Source organism: Paenarthrobacter nitroguajacolicus (assembly GCF_029952445.1).
In the GTDB taxonomy this organism is placed as follows: domain Bacteria; phylum Actinomycetota; class Actinomycetes; order Actinomycetales; family Micrococcaceae; genus Arthrobacter; species Arthrobacter nitroguajacolicus_B.
Genome location: NZ_JAQPPK010000010.1, coordinates 47809 through 68546, shown reverse-complemented (window position 1 = coordinate 68546; position 20738 = coordinate 47809). Strand labels below are relative to the sequence as shown.

Sequence of the window (20738 nt, the reverse complement as noted above, 5' to 3'; positions counted from 1 at the left end):
AAACCGTCAAGGAAAAATCAAGGTTTGCTCAGGGTTTGCTTGAAGCCTCACGCAATCTGCGGTGAGGATTAAACGCAAGAGGACGACGCCGGGAGGTCCCGGCGTCGTCCTCTTGCGTTTGTTTCGAGCTGCTTAGCGGCTCAGGCTGACCGTGAAGGTTTTCGGTCCGCTGAGGGTCACGGCGATTCCGCAGTTTTCTGCGGCAGCGCGGTGGGAGAGGGACTGGATGGCGGCATCGATGGTGTGGTCGATGGCCGACTTGTCCCAGATTTTCAGCGTGATGGAGTCAGTATGTGTCGTCATTGTCAGTACTTTCACTCAGGCTGTTGACAGCCCCAAGCCTCTTCGCCCGGGGCCGCATCCTCGTCGGTGAGGATTGCTGATTCAGCTTGTATGGGAACGGATTCCCTCATTCATGGTTCATGCTGCCCACCGTGATTGACAAGCGAATCCAGCCAAGTGTGACCGATTACACGTTCCTTGTTACTCCGTGTAACCGGTGCCGGCGCTGTGTTCCCGCCAGCGGTCGACCTCAGCGCGCATGGCTTCCTCCACGGCGTCGTAGGCATAGACGGCGTCCGCTCCAAGGAGCAGGAAAGCGGGCGTTTGCTCGGCTTCCACAGCGCTGATTATTACCTCGGCGGCCTTGTCCGGATTGCCTTGCTGCGTGCCGTGGATCGTGTCGTTTTCCTTGCGCCGCTTGCCTGCCGTCTCTGCGTAATCGTCGATGGCCTTCGCCGACTGGGTGAGGGAGCGCCCCGCGAAATCCGTCCTGAAACCACCCGGTTCCACGGCCGTCACGGAGATTCCCAGAGGCTCCAACTCCTTCTTGAGTGAACCGGAGATGCCTTCCAACGCGGCCTTTGTTGCCGAGTAGTAGCCCGAACCGGGCGGACAGATCCTGGCGCCGATCGAGGAGATGTTTACAATCGCACCCGATCGCCGGGAACGCATGCCTGGCAGGACGGCCTTGATCATGGCAACGGGACCGAAGACATTGGTGTCGAACAGCGTCCGGACGTCGGCGTCGTCGCCCTCTTCAATGGCAGCGCGGTAGCCGTACCCGGCGTTGTTGACCAGGACGTCCACGCTGCCGAATCGCTCCTCGGCCTGCCGAACGGCCGCGTCCACCTGCGACTGTTCGGTGACGTCGAGCGCCACGGCGAGTGCCGTCGTCGGAAATTCCGCGGCGAGATCCTGCAGGGTTGCGGTGTCGCGGGCGGTGACGACGGCGTTATCGCCTTTCGCGAGGACTGCTTGGGCCAGTGCGCGGCCGAGTCCGGTGGAGCAGCCTGTGATGAGCCAGGTAGTCATGATGTTCCTTTCATGGATGACCTATCCAACTGAACGCTACTCCCCGCCGCTGGGGGAGTGACGCCCCTTACGGGTAATGGCCGTGCCTCCCTGGAGCCGTGTCTCCCTGGAGCTGTGCCTCCCTTGGCTGCCCGACGCCGCTCAACCGACGTGGACCCATGGACGCCGGCTTACGTCCGGTTCTGCTTCCCTGAGGACTTCGCGGGTTACCGGGGCAATCTCACCCTCGCCCAGGAACAGGAACCGCAGCAGGTTGGTGATCGGGTTGCCCTCTGTCCAGCGGAAATAGATGTGGGGCATCAAGCCCGTGACGTCACGGATGTGCAGGAGGACCGAGGCGATGGTGTTCGCCACCACGGGCCCATGGACTTCGAGGATCCTGTAGCCGTGCCGTTCGATGCCAGTCACGTAGAGTTCGGTCTCGAAATCGGAGGTGTCGTCCAGCACGACTTCCAGGAAAAGGCCGTGGTAATTGAGCGGGAGATGGCTGACCTCGATGGCCGAGACCAGCTTCTCCCGGTACGCCTCCGCCGTCAGCCGGCGCGGTTCGTGGGCAATTAGCCTGATCGGCCCGCCGCCGTCGTCGAGGATGAATTCCAGCGCACTTCCATCCATGTGGACATGCGTGGCATGCAGCTCGAACGATCGGCGAACCCGGGACAACAACGAAATGCCGATGATGCCCGCGATGAATATTGCCGCAATCCGGATGCCTTCCGGGCGCTCGACGATGTTGGCCACCGTGGTGTAAACGAAGACGGTGGCAATGGCACCGTAGCCGACCATGCGTTTGCGTTGATGACGACGGCGGGTGGACAGTGTCACTGCCACGGCGGCTGACGTCATCAACACCAGGACGCCGGTGGCGTAGGCGCCGCCCTGGGCGTCGACGTCGGCGTTGAAGACAATAGTGATGAAGAACCCGACCAGCGTGAACACGAGAACCAAGGGCCGGACTGCCTTTGCCCAATCGGGGGCCATTCCGTAGCGGGGTAGGTAGCGCGGGACCAGATTCAGCAGGCCGGCCATGGCGGAAGCCCCGGCGAACCACAGGATCGCGATGGTGCTGAGGTCATATACAGTGCCGAATCCAAGGCCGAGGTACTCGTGGGCGAGGAACGCGAGGGCACGGCCGTTCGCCTGGCCACCGGCTTCGAACTCGCGTTCGGGAATGAGGACCACCGTAGTGAAGCTGGAGGTGATCAGGAACGAGCTCATGATCAGCGCAGCCGTGGTCAGCATCCGCCGGGTTCCACGGATGCGTCCTGTTGGCCTGGCATCGGTGTCGTCCGGGTCTCCCTGCACCTGCGGCATCACGGCCACACCCGTTTCGAATCCGGAGAGGCCCAGAGCGAGTTTTGGGAAGACGATGCAGGCGATGGCCACGGCCATGAGCGGGTTGCCGTGCGAGGTCCACAGCAGTTGCCACCAATCACCCACAGCGGTGGGGTGGGTCAGGACTTCCACCACTGTGGTGGCTACGACCACCACGTTGAGTCCCAGATAGATGACCACAAGCACGACGGCGATGCCGATCGCTTCCTTGAAACCGCGCAGGAACACGGCGGCCAGGAGTGCCAGGAGAAACAAGGTCACCAACACGTTCTGACCCTGCAGCCAGGACGGCATCACCGGGTTCTGGATCAGGTGGGCCGTGGCGTCAGCGGCCGAAAGGGTCATGGTGATCATGAAGTCGGTGGCGGCAAAGCCCAGCAGGACCAGGACCAGTAGTTTGCCGCCCCACCGGGGGAGCAATCGTTCCAGCATGGCGATGGAGCCCTCGCCCCGATGGCTCTCGCCGGCCACGCGCCGGTAGACCGGGAGCGCACCGAGCAAGGTCACGGCAACCAGCACGATGGTGGCCAAGGGCGAGATCACGCCCGCGGCCAAAGCGGCAATGGCAGGCTGGTAACCCAGTGTGGAGAAGTAGTCCACACCCGTCAGGCACATGACCTGCCACCAATGGTGTTTCTTCTCGTGGGCAGCACTGACACCGCCGGGGCCCTGGTGGTGCCCTTTGCTGTCCTGCAGGCCGAACAGCAGCCATGTCCGGAATGATGTCCAGCCCCCCGGCCTGGGTGCCGAGGGGTCTGCCGGCGGTCTGCTTAACGTGGTCATGGGTGCCCTCCCAGCCCTACGCTCGTGAGTCTGAGCTGAACATAGCACCGCGCAGGGTGCCTGATATCGGCAGGGAAGGATTCTTGACGAGACCTTAACGCGACCCCCCGATCCTCTATCACCAAACCGCCCCTTCGGGCTGATCCTCTATCACCAAAGCGCCCCTTGGGGGCGATCCTCTATCACCAAAGCGCCCCTTGGGGGCGATCCTCTATCACCAAAGCGCCCCTTGGGGGGCGATCCTCTATCACCAAACGGGTCGCCCCGCGGACGGCTCCCTTGGCTTTGGTGAGAGAGGGTCGGTGGGGTGGGGGTGTTTGGTGGGAGAGGGTCGGTGGGGTGGGGGTGTTTGGTGGGAGAGGGTCGGTGGGGTGGGGGTGTTTGGTGAGAGAGGGTCGGTGGGGGAGGAGTGTTTGGTGAGAGGGTGGCGGGGGCGGCACAAAAGTGAACATCAAGAACCGAAAACTCACAGTAATTTCCTGTCAAACCCTTGACCGGGCAGTTGAAACGCTGGTAAATCTTGTTGGCGGAAAGCGTTTTCTCTGTCGACACCCACCACTCGCAAGCAGGAGATCCACAGCTGGCTTCGGTAGTGAAACGTTCCAATCTATGCGGCTGCAGACCCCCTGCAGCCCAGCATCAAAGGAGATGTTCTTTGGCTTACACCATGAAATGTTCCTATCGAAACTCCAGAAGCCGTGCTTGGAAAGCGGTCCCACTCGCGGCCTCGGCTTCCCTCGCTGCCGCCGCCATCGCGCTTACGGGCGTTCCGCTCGCGCAAGCAGCCCCCACCCAAACCGCGCAAGCCAACCATCCCGCCGTCGTCAACGCCGCAAAGACTCCCACCCTGCAGCGCCAAGTCGAGAACCTTGACCGTGCGCCGGTCGCCGTCCTGACGGACCAGGGCGTCACGGTGAGCTGGCGCATGCTGGGCCTGGATAAGGACAGCATCGGTTTCCAGGTGTTGCGCGACGGCGTCAACATCACCCCGGAGCCCATCCGGAACGCAACCATGTTCGTGGACCCCGCGGGCACGGCAACGTCCAGCTACGTCATCAAAACCGTTGGTAACGGGCAGGGCCAGGACAAGCTGACCGAGGCAGTGACCCCGCTGGCGCAGAACTACCTGGCCATCAAGCTGGACAAGCCGGCAGATGGTGTCACGCCGGACGGCAAGCCCTACACCTACTCGGCCAACGACGCCACCGTCGCGGACCTCGACGGCGACGGCAAGTATGAGGTCATCCAGACATGGTCGCCGTCGAACGCCAAGGACAATTCGCAGTCCGGCTACACCGGCAATGTCTACGTGGACGCGTACAAGCTGGACGGCACCAAGCTGTGGCGCATCGACCTGGGACGCAACATCCGCGCCGGTGCGCACTACACGCAGGTCCTCGCGTACGACTTCGACGGCGACGGCAAGGCCGAGGTGTCGTTCAAGACGGCGGATGGCACCAAGGATGCCGCCGGAACCGTGATCGGCGATGCCAACGCCGACTACCGCAACAGTGCTGGCTATGTCCTTGCCGGCCCGGAGTTCCTGACCGTCTTCAAGGGCGAGACCGGAACCATCATGGACACGGTCGCCTACGAGCCTGAGCGCGGATCCGTGGCTGCATGGGGCGACAACTACGGCAACCGTGTGGACCGTTTCCTCGCCGCGGTGGCATATCTCGACGGCGAACACCCGTCCATGATGTTTAGTCGCGGCTACTACACGCGCACTGTGCTGGTGACCTATGACCTGGTCAACGGCAAGCTCGTGAAGCGCTGGACCTTCGATTCCAACCAGGCCGGCGACGAGTACAAGGGCCAAGGCAACCACAACCTGTCTGTGGCAGACGTGGACCAGGACGGCAAGGACGAGTTCGTCTTCGGCTCGATGACCATTGATGACAACGGCCAGCCGCTGTACAACACCAAGCTCGGCCACGGCGACGCCATCCACACCGGAGACCTGGATCCGTCCCGGCCGGGGCTGGAGACGTTTGCCGTCCACGAAAGCATGAGCCAAAGCGGCAACCGTGGAGCAACATTCCGGGATGCCGCTACGGGCGAAATTCTCTGGAGCATTCCCGCCATCAAGGACACAGGTCGCGGCGCGGCGGGGGACATCGATCCCCGCTACGCGGGCGCTGAAGGTTGGGCGGTCGGAGGTTCCGCTGCCTGGGATTCACCGAAGGGGCAGCTGATGTCTGCAAAGGGTGAACTGATCGCCGAGAACATCCCCGCTGCGAACTTCCTGGCGTGGTGGGATGGGGATCTGCTGCGCGAGATCGTCGACCACGATTACGACGCAACCCTCTCCCGCGGAGTCCCAACCATTAGTAAGTGGAACTGGGAAACCGAAACCAGCGACAGGCTCCTGACCGCCGACGGTGCCCGCAGCAACAACACCACCAAGGGCAACCCGTCCATCCAGGCGGACATCCTTGGTGACTGGCGCGAGGAAATCGCGTGGCCGTCCACCGACAGCACCGAACTGCGGATCTACACCACCACGGCTCCCACTGAGGTTCGCCTCAGGACGCTGATGCACGACACCATGTACCGCACTGCCGTGGCGCGGGAGAACGTGGCGTACAACCAGCCGCCTCACCCGAGCTTCTTCATTGGTGAGGGTATGCAGGCTCCGGCGATGCCCGCCGTCGTCTATACCGGCAAAAAGTAGGACAACGCGGGGTCACTTTTGGCCCTCCGGGAAGCCCTTTATGGGCCAAAAGTGACCCCGCGTTGCGGTCAGTCGTTGCTGTCAGTGCTGGCCGAGCGTGCCGCCCAAGGGTGGGATGGCTCCGGGTCCGTCGCCGTCCCCGCGTTCAGCCTTGCTGCGGGTATCGCTTTCGGCGGTGCCATCCGAGTCGCCATCGACGTCGGCCAGTCCGTTGGTCTGGTCGAACGGGTGGTTGATGGGGTCAATAACCGGCGGGGTCCCAGCGGCACCGGTCTCTCCGGGTTCCGTCCCCGCGGTGCCTGTGGTCCCGGCTGCGCCGGCTGCGCCGGTCTCTGGTGCCTGCTTCTCGATGTACTCCTTGAACTTCTTCAAGTCCGACTCAGCCTGCCTCTCAACAATGTGCAACTTATCCCCCAGGAATTCCAGGACGCCGTGGGGTTCGTATTCCAAGGACAGGTGCAGGGACGTCTGGCTGGGTCCGGCTTCTTTGAACTCCACCCAACCTGCGTTCTTCACACCCTCGACGGCGGCCCATGCCACGGCCCGGTTTACGTCCTGCTGGACGATCTTGGCTTCCCATGTGCGGTGGACGCCGGCGATCTCGGCCACCCATTCCAGGCGGTCCTCTCCGAGCCGCGTTACGCGCTCCACTCCGCCCATGAAGTGCGGGAACTCCTCGAACTGTGTCCATTGCCTGTAGGCCGTACTGATCGGAACGTTGACCATGATTGTCTTGTTCACTTTCGTGGTCACAATGTCCTCCTCCTGCTCGATTCGGTATTGATCAGCATACTTACAGTATCGAGCTTTTCGGAGGGGAATAACAGGCTTTGCGGCCCGCGAGACGCAGGAATCAGGCGATCTCGCGGCCGTTCTGGATCAGGTACTCGAGGTGCTCCGGAATATCGGCAAGCACGGAAATATCGGCCACTGGATCCGCGCCCAACACCAGCATGTCCGCGTCCGCGCCTGGTGCGATCACGCCAAGTTCACCTTCGCGCTCGAGCAGCAGCGCCGCCGTCGTGGTTGCTGACCGGATGGCGTCGATGGCGGGCTGGACCTTGCCCAGCAGCCTGAACTGTTCGTTCTGGTGGCGGTGCATGCCGCCCAGGAGGTCCGAACCGAAGGCCATTTTCACGCCCGCCTGGTGTGCCCGCGAGATGGCTTCGAGCCCGCTGGTGAGTACGGAATCGACCTTGGCCCACATCTCCTCCGTTAGCCCGAATTCCTTGCCCTCTTCCTTCAGCGCCCAGTAGGTCACAAGCGTGGGGACCAGGAACGCGTCCTTCTCCAGGAATAGCCGCAGGCTTTCGTCGTCCAGGAGGTTGCCGTGTTCGATGGAACGTACTCCGGCTTCCAGTGCACGGTTGATGGCGCGGGCGGTGTAGGCGTGGGCCGCGACGTAACGGTTGGCGGCCTGTGCTTCTTCCACTGCTGCCCGCATTTCCTCCATGGAGTACTGCGTGGAGTCGATGCGGTCGGTGGGGGAGGACACTCCGCCGGACGCCATGATCTTGATGTGGTGGGCGCCCTTACGGATTTCGTCGCGGGCGGCTGCCCGGACCGCGTCCACGCCGTCGGCCACGCGGCCAATGCCGCAGCAGCCCCGGCCGTTGGGATCGTGGTCCTCGCCGGGGAGGCGCATATCGCCGTGGCCACCTGTCTGGCTCAGCGCATGGCCGCAGAAGTGGATCTTGGGGCCCTCCAACAGGCCCTCCTCCTGTGCCATGGCCAGGCCGAAGTCGGCGCCGGAGAGATCGCGGACGGTGGTGAAGCCGCGCCGAAGCATCTCGCCCATGATCCGGGCCGTCTGCGCATAGACATACGACGCCGGTGTGTACGTCAGGGAGCGGAAGTCGGCACTCGAAGCAACCACGTGGACATGGGCGTCGATCAACCCGGGAATGACAAATTTCCCGGTGCCATCGATGATCCGCGCACCGTTGGGTGCCTCCGCGTCCGGTCCGACGCTGCTGATCTTGCCGGCAACACTTACGACGTCGGCGGTCGAGTAGGTGCCCGCCTCGACGTCCAGGACGCTTGCGTTGCGGATAACGAGGGGCGGGGTTTCAAGGGTGGTGCTCATGCTAAACGGTGTCCTTCCCGGGAACATCAGGGACTTCGGCTGCTTCAGGTACTTCGGCTGTTTCGGTGGGATGGGCTTCGAAGGCCGCCACGAGATCGGCCAGGTTTTGGTGGATGATCCCGACGGCGGTGTCCACGCTTTGCTGCGTGTACTTGCCTTCTGCGTCCAGGAGGGCCAGGACGCCCACCACGTTGCCGTTCGGGTTCAGGACCGGGGCGTTGATGACGGCTCCGCAGCCCAGTTGCTGAATGAGTTCGGAATCGGAAAAGACTTCCCGGAGCGCGGCGACGTCGGGGGCGAGGAACGGCTTCTTGTCTTTTATGACCGTACCCAGCCAGCCCGGGGAGATTTCGACCGTCTTCTCGCCGCCTGTCGGATATTCAGCGGGGTGGCTGGTGAAGAGCCGTTTCAGGCTGGAGCGCTGCGGGATCCACTGGAGGGCGGTGAAGAGGACGACGCCGGGGTCTTGCCTCAGGGCGTCGAAGGCCTGCTGAAAGGTGGTGTCGGTTTTCATGGTGGTTCCCCTCATTTGCTTGCTGTCCCTGCCGCTGCCGGATCATGCTCGGCCCGCGCGTTGATGTCCTCCAATGACTTGCCCGCAGTAGAGGCTCCGAAGATCACCACGCCCAGGACGCCGATGGTCAGCACCACCGTGGTCATGGTGAACACTCCGCCGAAACCAAGGGAAGCGGCGAAGATGCCGATGATGGACGGTGCCAGGATGCTTCCGATGCGGCCCACTGCGCTGGCCAGGCCAACGCCGGTGGCGCGCATCCAGGTGGGGAACAGTTCGGGTGTGTAGGCGTAGACGCCGGCATAGGTTCCGTTGAGGAAGAAGGACAACGTGGCGGCGGCCGCCAGGATCATGCCGGAATCATTGGATTGGCTCAGCCAGAAGGCGCTGATGGCCGATCCCGCCAGGTACAGGGCGATGGTGTTCTTACGGTCAATCCGGTCGCACAACCAAGCGGCGGAGAAGTAGCCGGGAATCTGCGCCAGATAGATGAGGATTGAGAACTCGAAGCTCTTGGTGATGGTGATGCCGCGGCCTACAAGCAGGGTGGGAATCCAGGAGAAGAAGCCGTAGTAGGAGAAGGTGATGACGAACCAGATCAACCAGATCACTGCGGTCCGGCGGCGCATTGCCCTGGACCACATGAACTTCAGGGCGTTCCAGATGCTGATCTTCTGCTCGTGCTTGTTGATCTCTTCTTCGGCGGCCGGCAACGGCTCCAGAGGTTTCCCAGTAGCCTTGACGACGCTTTCCTCAAATCGATCCACTACTTCGGTTGCTTCGGCTATGCGGCCGCGGCTGATGAGGAAGCGCGGGGATTCCGGAAGGCTGCGGCGCCACCAAAGCAACAGAAGGATCGGGACTGCCGTGATGACCTGGGCCCAGCGCCAGCCGTCCTCGCCCATTGGAACAACAAACCGTCCGATCAGTGCGGCAGCCACGAAGCCGAAGGAGAAGAACCCGGCCAACGTTCCGATGAACCAGCCGCGGCGCTTCGGAGGGATGAACTCCGACAGGAACGGTGCGATGATCACGCTTTCGGCGCCTGCACCCAATCCTGCAAAGATCCGTGCAATCAGGAAGATCTCAAAATTGGGGGCCATGGCCGCAATGATGGACATGAGGCAGTAGAACGCGAGTGCCCAGAGCATCACCTTCTTGCGGCCGAAGCGGTCACCCAGCCAACCGGACAGAATGGCGCCGAAGAAGAAGCCGAACGGGGCTGCCGAGCCCACCAGGCCGAGGCTGGCGGTGCTGAGGCCCCATAGTTCCTGGATGCGCGGGAGCAGGAAGGCGACAACTGCTCCGTCCATACCGTCGAACGAGTAGCCAAGGCCACCGATGAGGAGAAGCTTGTAGTGTGGTCGACTGAGAGCCAGGCGATCCAGGCGTGCTGTGAGTGACATGGGGGTTCCTGCCAAAGTGGGCCAAGTTGTACATTTTTAGGGATATGCACGGATCTGTGCAGAAGTGATGTATCGAAGTTACGACCAAAGTGTGAGGTAGGTCAATAGGTGGAAGAAGATTTCGACTCGTCAACGTTGACCGAGTGGCTGGACAGTCGTGTCCAGGGGCGGAAGCTTGCGGCACGCCAATTGCAGGTCGTAGGCATCCTTCGATCCCAGCCTCGGCTCGCCTCCTACGGCTCCGTCAGTGATATTGCCGGGGCTGCCGCGTCCAATGCCTCAACAGTGACCAGAACCGCTCAAACACTGGGATTCAAGGGGTGGGCTGACTTCCAATTTGAGCTGCGTTCACGGTTCCTGGCGTCGCTGAGCGCAGTGGAGGTGGCAGCCGAACACAACGGCCACATCAGTAGTCCTGCACAGGCTGCGGTCTCCACTGACCGCGCCAATCTGGCCCATTTTGAGCGGACCCTGGACGCCCACACCCTCCATGACATCGCCCAGGCGATCGCTGATGCACGGCAGACGTTCATCGTCGCGGCAGGCAGTTACGCCATCCCGGGCAAGGCGCTGGAGCACAATGCCATCATTGCCGGCTACAACGTCAGGCTCCTCGATGCCGACGTCGCCGCCCTCACCAACGCCATTGCGCGGCTAGGTGCAGAGGACCTGGTCATAGCCATCAGCCTGTGGAGGGTCTACGACAGCACCATGCGGGCGGTCGAGATCGCGCATAACCTGGGCACGCCCATAGTCTCCATCACCGATAGCGCGGGCTCACCGGTGGCGGTGCATGCGGACCACAGGATCGTGGTGCCCACCGAAGGCGCGGGATTCTTCCCCTCCCTGACAGGTGCGGTGGCCGCGGTCCAGGCGATCGCCGTCGAGCTTGCCTCCCTGGACCGTGAGCGGTCCAACCAGAACATCGCGGCGTCGGAGCGGACGTGGGACCAGATGCGGATCATGCATCCGCGCTCCAGCTCCTAGCTCCCCCGGACCGTCTCTCACCTAACCGCCCCTTCAGGCCGACCCTCTCTCTGCCGGTGAGAGAGCGCCGCCGGGAAGGGGCGGTTACGTGAGAGAGGATCGGTAGTGGGGGGTGGCGGTACAAGGCTTACGACGCCGGAACCTCCAGCGGCGCCCCCGTCGCCGACGGCAGGTGCGCGCCGATGAGGGCCAGGTTCTGAATGACGGCCAAGCCGAACTGCGCGGTGTCGTTGGTGGAGACGGTCGGTGCCTCGTCCACCGGTTGGAGCACGTACGGCGGCAGGATTTTCTTCAGGGTAAATGCCTCGGCGTGATTGAGGTTCTCGCCTCCTTCGGCGAAGCTTTCCCACGCCAAGGACGCAAGCCCGGCCGAGCCAAGCTTCGCCGCGGCATAGGCCGTCAGCCTGCTGTGGGCCTGCGTCAAGTAAATGCCGGCCAAGGGTTGGCCAACTTCTTCTGCCTGCTCTTGCGGGGATGCGAGGAACAAGCGGCAGTACTGCATCCACGCCCTTTCAAAGGCGGCATCCGGGACCAGGCTGACCAGTTCGCTGCAGATTTCCACTAAACCAAACACGGCGCTCAGGTGCGAGACGCTGATGGCTTCGCGGCCGACGTCGAATCTTCCCTTGTCCAGGTCGTAAAGTGCTTCGCCCGTGAGGAAGCCGTACTTGAGGGCGCCGATATCGGCCATTGTGCCCAGCAACCTGTCACGTGAGCGGGGGTTGCCCGTACGTTCCCAGTCCGTGAGCCAGGTGGCAGCCAACGAGCCCCAATCCGTACCCAGCCCGACACCCAAGGCGCCGCGATCCGGGCGGTAGGTATCGGCGTCGGGCCTTACTTTGCGGACCGGGTCCAACCCCAGGAAGTTCTGGTCGCTGTCCACGAGTTCGGTGAGGAGATCGCCCGTGCGTTCGTCCGCCGTCAGGTAGTAGTAGAACCGCCGGTAGGCCGGGGTGCTGATGCGCAGTTGCTTGGCGCTGCAGCCCCAGTGCTGCACGTTGTGCCGGGAACCCAAACCGCGCCAGGGGCCCAAATGGTAGACATCCACTTCTCCGGTGTGGCGGGTCATGGCCTCGGCAAAGCGGAAGACATCCGCGCGGCCGGTGCGCAGGTACATGTACCAGAGCCAAAGGTCGGGCGAGAGTTCGGAGTTGTCCCAGGCGTAACCGCCGACGTCGTACCGCCACACGTGCCGATCGGAGTCGTAGGTGTGCATGACGTCGCCGTAGTTCCAGAATCCGTACCAACGCCGCTGCTCGGTCTGGCCCTGGTAGAAGTCGAAGAGGAAGTCCAGCTTGTCCTCCAGTGCCGCCCGGGCCGGGGTGCTCCGATCCACCGGGTCCCAGTCCCCGAAAACGCCGGCCGAGTGCAAGTACGACGGCGACGGCTGCAGCACCGGGGGAGCGGACGCTGCCTGTGCATCCGCGGCGAGGCTTTCCGTGGACGGCGTGGAGTCGTAAGCGAACAGCGTGAGCTCATGGGTGCGGGCGATCCCGCGGGGATTTCCGAAGCCGGGTTCGTAGTCCTCGTAGGTGATCTCCAGGGCCTCAAGCTGATCCTCGAACGTGTTCTGGCCCAGGCCGTCGTGGTAGAAGCGCAGGTCCATGGGCTGGGCTTCGGGGGAGTAGAGCCACGCGGTCATTGTGGCGTTGTCCGTGGCTGCATCGCGGATATCCAGCTGCCCCGGATGTGACTGCCAAAAGTCCCTCACGCCTACGCCAAAGCCGCCGCGTGGATCACTGATCGAGCTGAAGCCGGCCGACCTCGTTCCCCCCGAGATGCCCACCCAGCCATGGCCCGAAGCGGTGCGTTTGCGCAGCTCAAAGCCGTCGGCCATGAGCTGGGCGAGCGTGTAGTCGTTCCAACTGGGGATGAGGTGGAGCCGCTCCGAGACCAGCGGGCTCCACTGGCTCAGCGGGGGTGTGGGCTGACCGGCCATTTGCGCGGCGCGGACTGCCTCGCCGGGGTCACGCCGCAATCCGGTCAGGCCCCGGACTGCTTCCACCAGGAAACCGCCGTCCGCACCGGCAATGCGGATGTGCCTGTCGTGCAGCTCGCTGGCCAAGGGGATGGTGAACTGGACACCCAGCCCGGCAAGGAAGTCTTGGTCGGCGTCGCCATCCCAGATGAACGAGTGCATCATCCGGACATTCCGTGCCCCGGCGTAAAAGTAGAAGCGAACGGAGAATGGGAGCCATTGGCGCTCGCCGGCATCCGCGCGATGCTGCCCTTCGATCCGAATTACGGCGCGGACCGGACCATGTTGCTCGACGGTGATGCTGGTGGTGTGCCCGGTGAATGCGTCGCGGGTGGTACTGCCCGCACCCTCTTGAACGCCTCTCTGCAGCAGGCTCACCAGCTTGCCGTCCCGGGCCACCACTTCGCCATCGCGGCGAAGCTCGCTGAACAGGCTCGGACCAGTGCGGTACAGGACCATTTCAACGGTTCCGGTGTTGACCGTTACTGATTGCTCCGTCTCGGTGACCGTCACCTCAGTTGAGGTTACGACGGCGGCTGCCGGACCGGCGTCGTACGTTGCGGGCGGCTGGGTGGTGACGTCGTAGTGAGGCGCCGGGTGATCCGTTGCGCCGAGGGCGATGCCCGCCCATTTGAGGGAGCCATCGGGCCACGTGGCCAGTGGCCAGGCCTGGGCCGGGACGGCTTTTCCGTTGGGGTCGAGGACGGTCAGTGCTGCCGCGTCCTGCACGGTGTTGCGTTGGAACGGCACGCCCCACGTTGTGCCGCTGCTGAGCCTGACCGGCGGTTCGTCGTCGATCCACGAGATCCTGGCTTGAGTCATGCTGATTCCACCTAAGTTTGGAAAGCGCTTTCTTTGAGACGTTTCAACAACTTACCCGTGACCTTCGTTGGCCGCAAGGGTCTACACGCCGTTAAGAGCAACGCGGGGTCACTTATGGCCCATGTTTGACCTTCACATGGGCCAAAAGTGACCCCGCGTTGCTTGCCAGGCGTATCGTTTAAGTCCCGGCTAAGTCCCGGCCGCCTCACGAAACGGACCTGTGTCATGGCGCGAATCATCATCATGGGCCCTCCGGGGTCAGGCAAAGGCACCCAGGCCGTTCACATCGCGAAGCATTTCGGCATCCCCACCATTTCCACTGGAGAGCTGTTCCGTGCCCACGTCCGAGGCAAGACCGGGTTGGGCCTCGAAGCCGGCGGCTACATGGACCGCGGTGAATTCGTGCCGGACCACGTCACCACGGACATGCTCAAACTGCGGCTGGAAGAAGCCGACGCGGCCGACGGTTTCCTGCTGGACGGCTATCCGCGGACCGTAATCCAGATCGGGGCACTGGACGAGTTACTCGCACTGAGGGGGCAGCCCCTGGAAGCTGTCCTGGCACTGAGTGTCCCGGACCATGAACTGGTGGCCCGCATGCTGCTGCGTGCCGGAGAACAGGGCCGCAGTGACGACACCGAGGACGTGATCCAGCGTCGCTTGGAGCTGTATCGGGATGAGACGCAGGCTGTGCTGACGGCTTACATGCAGCGCGGAATCGTACTCAGTGTTGACGGATCCGGCGAGCGTCAAAGCATCACGAGCGCCGCGATTGCCGCCGTCGAGGGAGCGCTCTCCAGTTAACCTGTCGGCGTAGGAAGCTCGGTTGCCGTTCGTTCGGCCGCAGGGAGCCCGGCCCGGAGGGTGCGGAGGTAGGCCGCGAATCCCTCCGGAGCACGGGCGTGGGTGCGCCCGGAAGTCAGGACGCGGATGGTGTCCGTTGCAACGACGCGGAAGCCGCGGCCGCGGAGCCGTTCCACCAGGACCTTATCCTCGTGCGCCCTCAGCCGCGGAAAGCCGCCGACGGCGAGATAGGCGGAGCCGCGGACGCCAAAGTTTGCGCCGTAGATATGTTGATGGTCCTCGCGGAACGGGTGGAGTTCCAGCCACCGCTCAAGCAGCGCAGGGTCCACGTCCTCGGGGTCGGGTTCGACGGAACCCAGGATGGCATCGGCTCCGTGATTGGCGAGTTCCACCTGGCGCGACAGCCAGTTCGCCGGAACAACGGAATCGGCGTCGGTGTTGGCGAACCAAATGCTTGCGGCGTCGAGAGGGTGCCGGGAAGCCAATGCGGACCGGATGCCAAACCCGCGGCTGGCACCGGCGTTCCGCAAGGTCACGTTCACGGAGCTGAACCTGGAATCGCCGGCCACGTAAGCGGCGGCTATTTCCGCCGATCGGTCAGTGCAGCTGTCCAACACCACGGTGATCCGGGCCGGGACTTCCGGGTGTTCCCGCTGCAGTACGTCCGCTGCTGTCCGAAGTGCTGCCAGCGCTTTGCCGATGTGTTGGTCCTCGTTGTGGGCGGGCATCACTACTGCCACCTGCGAAATGCCCTGCGACGCCGAACCTGTCATGACGCGCCCTGTCACGTCGCGCCGTCCGGGGCGCCGTCCGGGGCGCCGCCAGGTTCGCCGCCCGGTGCGAGAAGGACTTCCAGAACGAAATCCTTCTCGCGGTAAAGCCCATGAGTCGGCCATCGCAGCTGGGTTCGGGCCATCGAATGGACGGCTTCTGCGTCGAGCTGCCAGCCGGAGATCGGGTGCCGCCAGTGACACAGGATCAATGTCCCGCCGGGCCGGGTGGAAGCCTGGATCCGGCCATAGAGTTCGGTGAGCTCCTCCGGTGAGAGGTAGTAGCCCGTCTCGGACAGCGCCACAAGATCGAACGTACCCTCGGGCCACTCATGCGGCATGGTAAGGTGTCGGGCCTCAGCGGACGGGTAGTCGGCAAGACGCCTGCGGGCTTCCACCAGTGCCGTGCCGCTGGCATCCACTCCCAGGAAGGTCCGGCAACGCTTGGCGAGTTCCTCGCTCAGCGTGCCAATGGAACAGCCCAGCTCCAGCCCCGACTCGTAGGATTCCTCGGGAAGGGCCGCCAAAGTCAGGGCCCTCTTGCGGCGTTCATACCAACTGCTCGTGTAGCTCCAGGGATCGTCTTCCCGGGAATGGACCTCGTCGAAGATCCGCTCCGCGTCCTTGGCGCTGTTGCTGCCCGCCGTCGAGGGGTGCCAGACGAAAGTTTCCCACGGCCTGGCGAAGTGTTCCAGGAAGGTGCCTGAAAGCAGGGTTTCATCGCCGGGTTGCGGGGACAGCGGCTCCGTTTGTGAGGCGTGGGCGCGCATCGCGGTTGCCTTGGCTGCCCGCTCCGGTTTGGTGAGCGGGACCCGGACCCAGCTCCGCCAGCTTTCATCGTCCGGCCGCGCCCACAGCCAGTACCAGATGGGGTATTCCAACAAGCTGTGGCCACCACCGGCGGCGACCTCCGCGGCCGTGGCGCCCAGGGTGTCGTGGTCGGTGTGCCCGTCGGAACGATAGGGGGCCACGATTGCGACGTTTTCCGCCGCTGAGCCTGAAGCTGCGATAGCGTCCCGTAGCGCCTCCGCGATCCTGTCTGCGTTGGCCGCCAGTTGGCCGTCGGGCAGTTCCAGGAACTTCCACGTCGCTCCCGGAGCCAGCCCGGACACAGCCGCGTCGAACTCTGTGAGCCGGACAGCGGCAAGCTCTTCCGGCGTCGTCGTTGGCGATTGCGGGTGCGACGCCTCGCCGGCGGTGCAGAGCAGGATCCTGATGTGGGCGCCGGCTGCGTGAAGTTGGGCGAGAAAGCCGCCAGCGCCGAGGGTTTCATCGTCCGGATGCGCCGCCAGCACTATGAACGTCATGGTCGCGAGTTCCGACGCGTTCAGCGGCAATTCCGGCAGGGCGGCCACTCCGCTGCGGGCCCAGTCCGACTCGGACGTGCCGGTATCTGCGTGCGTAAAAGTCACCAACTGCGGTCCCCTTTCAACGTCAGGGCGCCCAGTTGGGCGTCGTCGCGCATGGCGTGATGCTGCCGGATGTACAACGACAGGTCAGCCATGCGCTTTCCGTAAGTCTCGTTGAACGCCAGCGGGCCCGGCCCCAGGTTCTGGGTCACCAGGGTCTGGATGCGTTCGACGGCGGCGGCAACAGTTCCGCGGACGCACAAGGCTTCGCTCCAAGCGCTTGGGTCGTCTTGGCTTGTATTGCCCGCACCGACGCTGTCCGGGCTGCCGCTGTCGGCGCTCTCCAGTTCGCCGCCGTCGATCCGTTCCGCGGCCTGGGCGAGATAGCCGGTGACCATGCTGATGGTGCGGTCTATTTCTCCCAAGGTGGCCAGTGCGATCTGGTCAGGTTCGCGGCCGTTGTCGGCGCCTTTCTCCAGGGCCGTGGCGTAATCCCGGGCCAGCGTTACTGCACCGCCCAGCCAACATGCGGCCACCCCTATGCCGCCCCACGCGAAGCCGGGGCGTTTGAAGTACCAGCCCTCGCCGCCGATCGGCTCGACGGGAACGTTGTCGAAATGGACCGTACCGCTGGGGATTTCCTGCAGGCCGCGGGCCGTCCAGGCCGGGGTTTCCGCAGCCACGCCGGAGTCCTTGAGGTTCACCGCGAAGGCCGCCCTGTTGTTGTCCGCGGTGTGTGCTGTGATCACCGCGCCGTCCAGTTGCTGGGCCAGGGAGCACCACGGTTTCGACCCATTGAGGACGTAGTTTCCAGCGGCATCACGCTTGGCTTCGAGCTTCATTCCCGGACCCTCGGCAGCGAAGACGCCCCAAGCGCCCGTCGCCTCCATCCCAGCACCGGACTGGGCCAGGATCGCGAGTGCATCCAGGTGGGGTTCCAGCACTCTCCCCGCTGCGACGTCCACAGCTGTGACCGATGCCAGGAGTTCCCAGAGCTTGGCTGTGCTGCCCTCTCCTGGCATGGGCGCCGTGTGTCCGATTTCGCGGGCGATGGAGATCAGGGCCGGGACGTCGCCCACTGCTGCGCTGATCTTTTCCAGGGCCGGCTCCAAGGCTTGGAGCTGCACGGGTGCGGAGCTGATGCGTACGGGTTGGGGATCGGGTGCGCTCATGAACCCAAGCCTATGCTAAGGACCCTTAGGGTATGGCGGGATTGTGGATTTCCGGCGCCGCTTAGACGGATCAGCCTTCCCCCAACGAACCAGCCCCGGGCAAAAGTTCCCCTTGGTCCCCACGTGACGCCGCATCTTCACAAGTTTTGTCACGCTTGTCACATCATATTGTCACCGACCGTGACATGTTCCGTAGCTTGGAAGGGTCAGCACATTCCGAGCCAGGAGAACCCAATGCCGCAACCCAATGAATCCGCCACAGTCCCCACCGACTCCCACAGCCCGCCGGGAGCCGGCACCAGCAAACCCAGCACCGGCACCAGCAAACCCAGCACCAAACCCAGCTTCCTCAGCAACCTGGGTGCCGACCTGCCCGCGTCACTGGTTGTTTTCCTCGTAGCCCTTCCGCTGTCCCTCGGCATCGCTGCCGCTTCGGGAGCGCCGATCATGGCGGGTCTCATCGCAGCGGCCGTGGGCGGAATTGTCGCGGGCAGCCTCGGCGGTTCCCCACTGCAGGTGAGCGGCCCCGCCGCGGGACTGACCGTCGTCGTCGCCGGTCTGGTTGCCGAATTCGGCTGGCAGGTGACCTGCGCCATCACCGCAGCGGCCGGCGTCGTACAACTGCTCATGGGCGTCAGCCGGATAGGCCGGGCCGCGCTGGCAGTGTCGCCAGTGGTGGTCAAAGCGATGCTCGCGGGTATCGGAATCACCATCATTTTGCAGCAACTCCACGTGCTGCTCGGCGGCCAGGCTGCGGGCTCCGCCGTCGAAAACCTCACCGAAATCCCCGTCGCCATCACCAATGTCGAACTGCATTCGGCACTGCTGGGGTTGGCCGTCGTCGCGATCCTGCTGTCCTGGAAGTTCCTCCCCGCCGCGATGCGAAAAGTCCCAGGGCCCTTGGCCGCCGTCGTTGCTGTCACCGCGCTGTCAGTCGCAGTGGCGCCGGGCGTCGAGCGCATCAGCTTCACTGGTTCGATTTTCGACGCCGTCGCACTCCCCAGCCTGCCCGATGGCAACTGGCGTGCCGCCGCCATGGCCGTGATCACCGTGGCCCTCATTGCCAGCATTGAATCGCTGCTTTCCGCGGTTGCCGTGGACAAGATGCACGGCGGAATCCGGACCAACCTCAACCGCGAACTCGTGGGCCAGGGCTCAGCAAATGTGGTCTCCGGGATGCTCGGCGGCCTGCCCGTCACCGGTGTAATCGTCCGCAGCGCCACCAACGTGGAAGCCGGTGCCAAAAGCCGGACGTCGGCCATTCTGCACGGCGTTTGGGTCCTGGTGTTTTCCGCCTTGTTCGCAGGTCTCATACAACTGATTCCACTGTCCGTCCTGGCCGGTTTGCTGTTGGTGATTGGCGCGAAGCTCATCAAGGTTGCCGACATCCGCACCAGTCTTCGCACCGGCGACCTCCTGGTCTACGCGGTCACGCTCCTGTGCGTCGTGGCCCTCAACCTGCTGGAGGGCGTCATCATCGGGCTTGCCCTCGCCGCGCTCTGCGTGCTGTGGAGGGTGCTCCGGGCCCAGATCCACGCGCATGCCCCGGCCGGACCCGGTCTGCCCTGGCGCGTGACCATCGCCGGCTCGTGCAGCTTCTTCGCCCTGCCACGGCTCAACCGCGTTCTGCATTCCGTGCCCGAAGGCCGGGACGCCGTGGTGGAACTCAACGCCGACTACCTCGACCACGCCTTCCGCGAAGCCCTGGTGGCCTGGGAACAGCAGCAGGGCAACAGCGGCGCCACCGTGGTGGTGGAAGAGCACGGGACAACCGCCTTCAGCGACGCCGAGGACAACACCCCACAGCGTCAGGAACCGCGCGAGTTTCCGCTCCCGCCCCGCACGTCGTGGCAGGTCGCCGATGCGGCAGGCCAGGGGAACGACGACGGCGACCGGCACCCGCCGCTGCGGTCCATCCTCCTGGGCATCGACAAGTACCATCGCCGGCACGCGGACAAGGTCCGGCCCCTGGTCCAGGATCTTACCGAGGGGCAGAATCCCGACACCCTGTTCGTTGCGTGCGTTGATTCGCGGGTGAACCCGAACCTCATCACCAGCAGCGGCCCCGGAGATCTCCTGACCCTGCGCAACATCGGAAACGTTGTCTGCAGCGACGACCATGACGCCTCGATCGACTCCACGCTGGCCTTTGCCGTGAAGGCCTTGTCCGTGGACTCGATCGTTGTCTGCGGCCACTCCAATTGTGGAGCCATGAAAGCGGTGATCGCCGATGCGGAGGGTGCCGCTCCCGATTTGGGACGCGGCTTCGATACGTGGCTTGAGCATGCGCGACCCAGCTACCAGGCACTCCTCGCAGGACACCCCGTGGCCCGGGCCGCCGAAGCTGAGGGATTCAGCCGACTGGATCAGCTCAGCATGGTGAATGTGGCCATGCAACTGGGCAAACTGGCCGAACACCACGTCACTGGCCCTGCTGTGGCATCCGGCCAAGTGCAGGCAACCGGCCTGTTCTACGACATCTGCACGGCACGGGTGGTCTTGGTGACCCCCGAGGGAATCGAACAGTTGGATCCGAGCATGGCCGTTCGTTAGCCCACGCGGGCCGCCACCACCCACTTTGGCCGGCAAACTGCCCCGACACTCCGTATCACCCGGCGTGCCGGGGCAGTTTCAGTTTCAAAGTGGGTGGTGGCCGTACACCCCAGGTTTCGATGACGTAGCGCTGGGTACGGGATTAACCACTGCAAGGTGCGGAATACTGGATGCAGGACCACGAATTCCGG

Annotated in this window: 15 protein-coding genes; 4 read left to right on the top strand and 11 right to left on the bottom strand. The window is 63.9% G+C overall.

Annotated features, from left to right (window positions below; translation table 11 throughout):
* Positions 1 to 132: 132 nt before the first annotated feature.
* From PJL15_RS09090 to PJL15_RS09080, 3 genes are all read right to left on the bottom strand, one after another.
* On the bottom strand, positions 133 to 303 hold the full coding sequence (locus tag PJL15_RS09090; protein ID WP_018778796.1) for a hypothetical protein: 171 nt from the start codon (positions 301 to 303) through the stop codon (positions 133 to 135).
* Positions 304 to 483: 180 nt separating this feature from the next.
* On the bottom strand, positions 484 to 1314 hold the full coding sequence (locus tag PJL15_RS09085; protein ID WP_281450825.1) for an oxidoreductase: 831 nt from the start codon (positions 1312 to 1314) through the stop codon (positions 484 to 486).
* Positions 1315 to 1455: 141 nt separating this feature from the next.
* Positions 1456 to 3432, bottom strand: coding sequence for an amino acid transporter (locus PJL15_RS09080; RefSeq protein WP_281450824.1), 1977 nt, complete (start codon positions 3430 to 3432; stop codon positions 1456 to 1458).
* Positions 3433 to 4099: 667 nt separating this feature from the next.
* Here PJL15_RS09080 and PJL15_RS09075 point away from each other — a divergent pair.
* Positions 4100 to 6106, top strand: a complete 2007-nt coding sequence (locus PJL15_RS09075; RefSeq protein ID WP_281450823.1) for a rhamnogalacturonan lyase — start codon at positions 4100 to 4102, stop codon at positions 6104 to 6106.
* An 81-nt stretch (positions 6107 to 6187) separates the two neighbouring features.
* On the opposite strand, the gene PJL15_RS09070 is transcribed toward PJL15_RS09075, so the two are convergent.
* The 4 genes from PJL15_RS09070 to PJL15_RS09055 all read right to left on the bottom strand — a co-directional run bounded on the left by PJL15_RS09070 (position 6188) and on the right by PJL15_RS09055 (position 10112).
* The gene (locus PJL15_RS09070; RefSeq protein WP_281450822.1) at positions 6188 to 6859 is read right to left on the bottom strand and encodes an SRPBCC family protein; all 672 of its coding nucleotides are present in this window, start codon (positions 6857 to 6859) and stop codon (positions 6188 to 6190) included.
* 100 nt (positions 6860 to 6959) lie between these two features.
* Positions 6960 to 8192, bottom strand: a complete 1233-nt coding sequence (locus tag PJL15_RS09065; protein WP_281450821.1) for a metal-dependent hydrolase family protein — start codon at positions 8190 to 8192, stop codon at positions 6960 to 6962.
* Position 8193: 1 nt separating this feature from the next.
* Positions 8194 to 8706 carry a GAF domain-containing protein gene (locus tag PJL15_RS09060; protein WP_281450820.1) on the bottom strand — a complete coding sequence of 171 codons (513 nt, stop codon included), beginning with the start codon at positions 8704 to 8706 and terminating at the stop codon, positions 8194 to 8196.
* A gap of 11 nt (positions 8707 to 8717) precedes the next feature.
* Positions 8718 to 10112 (bottom strand): MFS transporter, encoded by a 1395-nt coding sequence (locus tag PJL15_RS09055; protein ID WP_281450819.1) that lies wholly within the window; start codon positions 10110 to 10112, stop codon positions 8718 to 8720.
* 108 nt (positions 10113 to 10220) lie between these two features.
* Here PJL15_RS09055 and PJL15_RS09050 point away from each other — a divergent pair, with 108 nt between their 5' ends.
* Positions 10221 to 11099 (top strand): MurR/RpiR family transcriptional regulator, encoded by an 879-nt coding sequence (locus PJL15_RS09050; RefSeq protein ID WP_281450818.1) that lies wholly within the window; start codon positions 10221 to 10223, stop codon positions 11097 to 11099.
* A 127-nt stretch (positions 11100 to 11226) separates the two neighbouring features.
* Here the strand turns inward: PJL15_RS09050 and PJL15_RS09045 are convergent, their stop codons facing one another.
* Positions 11227 to 13899, bottom strand: a complete 2673-nt coding sequence (locus PJL15_RS09045) for a Tat pathway signal sequence domain protein (RefSeq protein WP_281450817.1) — start codon at positions 13897 to 13899, stop codon at positions 11227 to 11229.
* 225 nt (positions 13900 to 14124) lie between these two features.
* On the opposite strand from PJL15_RS09045, the gene PJL15_RS09040 reads away from it, so the two are divergent.
* Positions 14125 to 14703: an adenylate kinase gene (locus PJL15_RS09040; RefSeq protein WP_281450816.1), complete on the top strand. Its 579-nt coding sequence runs from the start codon at positions 14125 to 14127 to the stop codon at positions 14701 to 14703.
* Here the strand turns inward: PJL15_RS09040 and PJL15_RS09035 are convergent.
* The 3 genes from PJL15_RS09035 to PJL15_RS09025 are packed head-to-tail and all read right to left on the bottom strand — an operon-like array spanning position 14700 to position 17994.
* The gene (locus PJL15_RS09035; protein WP_281450815.1) at positions 14700 to 15476 is read right to left on the bottom strand and encodes a glycosyltransferase; all 777 of its coding nucleotides are present in this window, start codon (positions 15474 to 15476) and stop codon (positions 14700 to 14702) included. The genes PJL15_RS09040 and PJL15_RS09035 overlap by 4 nt on opposite strands.
* An 11-nt stretch (positions 15477 to 15487) precedes the next feature.
* The gene (locus tag PJL15_RS09030) at positions 15488 to 16888 is read right to left on the bottom strand and encodes a bifunctional PIG-L family deacetylase/class I SAM-dependent methyltransferase (RefSeq protein WP_281450814.1); all 1401 of its coding nucleotides are present in this window, start codon (positions 16886 to 16888) and stop codon (positions 15488 to 15490) included.
* Positions 16882 to 17994: an acyl-CoA dehydrogenase family protein gene (locus PJL15_RS09025; protein ID WP_281450813.1), complete on the bottom strand. Its 1113-nt coding sequence runs from the start codon at positions 17992 to 17994 to the stop codon at positions 16882 to 16884. Before PJL15_RS09025 ends, PJL15_RS09030 begins: the two co-directional genes overlap by 7 nt.
* Positions 17995 to 18228: 234 nt before the next feature.
* Between PJL15_RS09025 and PJL15_RS09020 the strand changes: the two genes are divergently transcribed.
* Positions 18229 to 20547 carry a SulP family inorganic anion transporter gene (locus tag PJL15_RS09020; protein WP_281450812.1) on the top strand — a complete coding sequence of 773 codons (2319 nt, stop codon included), beginning with the start codon at positions 18229 to 18231 and terminating at the stop codon, positions 20545 to 20547.
* The last annotated feature ends 191 nt before the right edge of the window (positions 20548 to 20738 follow it).

What these genes read in the sequence shown, in the direction of transcription:
- PJL15_RS09085 (WP_281450825.1), bottom strand. Translation starts at nt 1,314, where the DNA reads ATGACTACCTGGCTCATCACAGGCTGCTCCACCGGACTCGGCCGCGCA.
- PJL15_RS09040 (WP_281450816.1), top strand. Translation starts at nt 14,125, where the DNA reads ATGGCGCGAATCATCATCATGGGCCCTCCGGGGTCAGGCAAAGGCACC.
- PJL15_RS09075 (WP_281450823.1), top strand. Translation starts at nt 4,100, where the DNA reads ATGAAATGTTCCTATCGAAACTCCAGAAGCCGTGCTTGGAAAGCGGTC.
- PJL15_RS09060 (WP_281450820.1), bottom strand. Translation starts at nt 8,706, where the DNA reads ATGAAAACCGACACCACCTTTCAGCAGGCCTTCGACGCCCTGAGGCAA.
- PJL15_RS09035 (WP_281450815.1), bottom strand. Translation starts at nt 15,476, where the DNA reads ATGACAGGTTCGGCGTCGCAGGGCATTTCGCAGGTGGCAGTAGTGATG.
- PJL15_RS09065 (WP_281450821.1), bottom strand. Translation starts at nt 8,192, where the DNA reads ATGAGCACCACCCTTGAAACCCCGCCCCTCGTTATCCGCAACGCAAGC.
- PJL15_RS09080 (WP_281450824.1), bottom strand. Translation starts at nt 3,432, where the DNA reads ATGACCACGTTAAGCAGACCGCCGGCAGACCCCTCGGCACCCAGGCCG.
- PJL15_RS09020 (WP_281450812.1), top strand. Translation starts at nt 18,229, where the DNA reads ATGCCGCAACCCAATGAATCCGCCACAGTCCCCACCGACTCCCACAGC.
- PJL15_RS09025 (WP_281450813.1), bottom strand. Translation starts at nt 17,994, where the DNA reads ATGAGCGCACCCGATCCCCAACCCGTACGCATCAGCTCCGCACCCGTG.
- PJL15_RS09045 (WP_281450817.1), bottom strand. Translation starts at nt 13,899, where the DNA reads ATGACTCAAGCCAGGATCTCGTGGATCGACGACGAACCGCCGGTCAGG.
- PJL15_RS09055 (WP_281450819.1), bottom strand. Translation starts at nt 10,112, where the DNA reads ATGTCACTCACAGCACGCCTGGATCGCCTGGCTCTCAGTCGACCACAC.
- PJL15_RS09090 (WP_018778796.1), bottom strand. Translation starts at nt 303, where the DNA reads ATGACGACACATACTGACTCCATCACGCTGAAAATCTGGGACAAGTCG.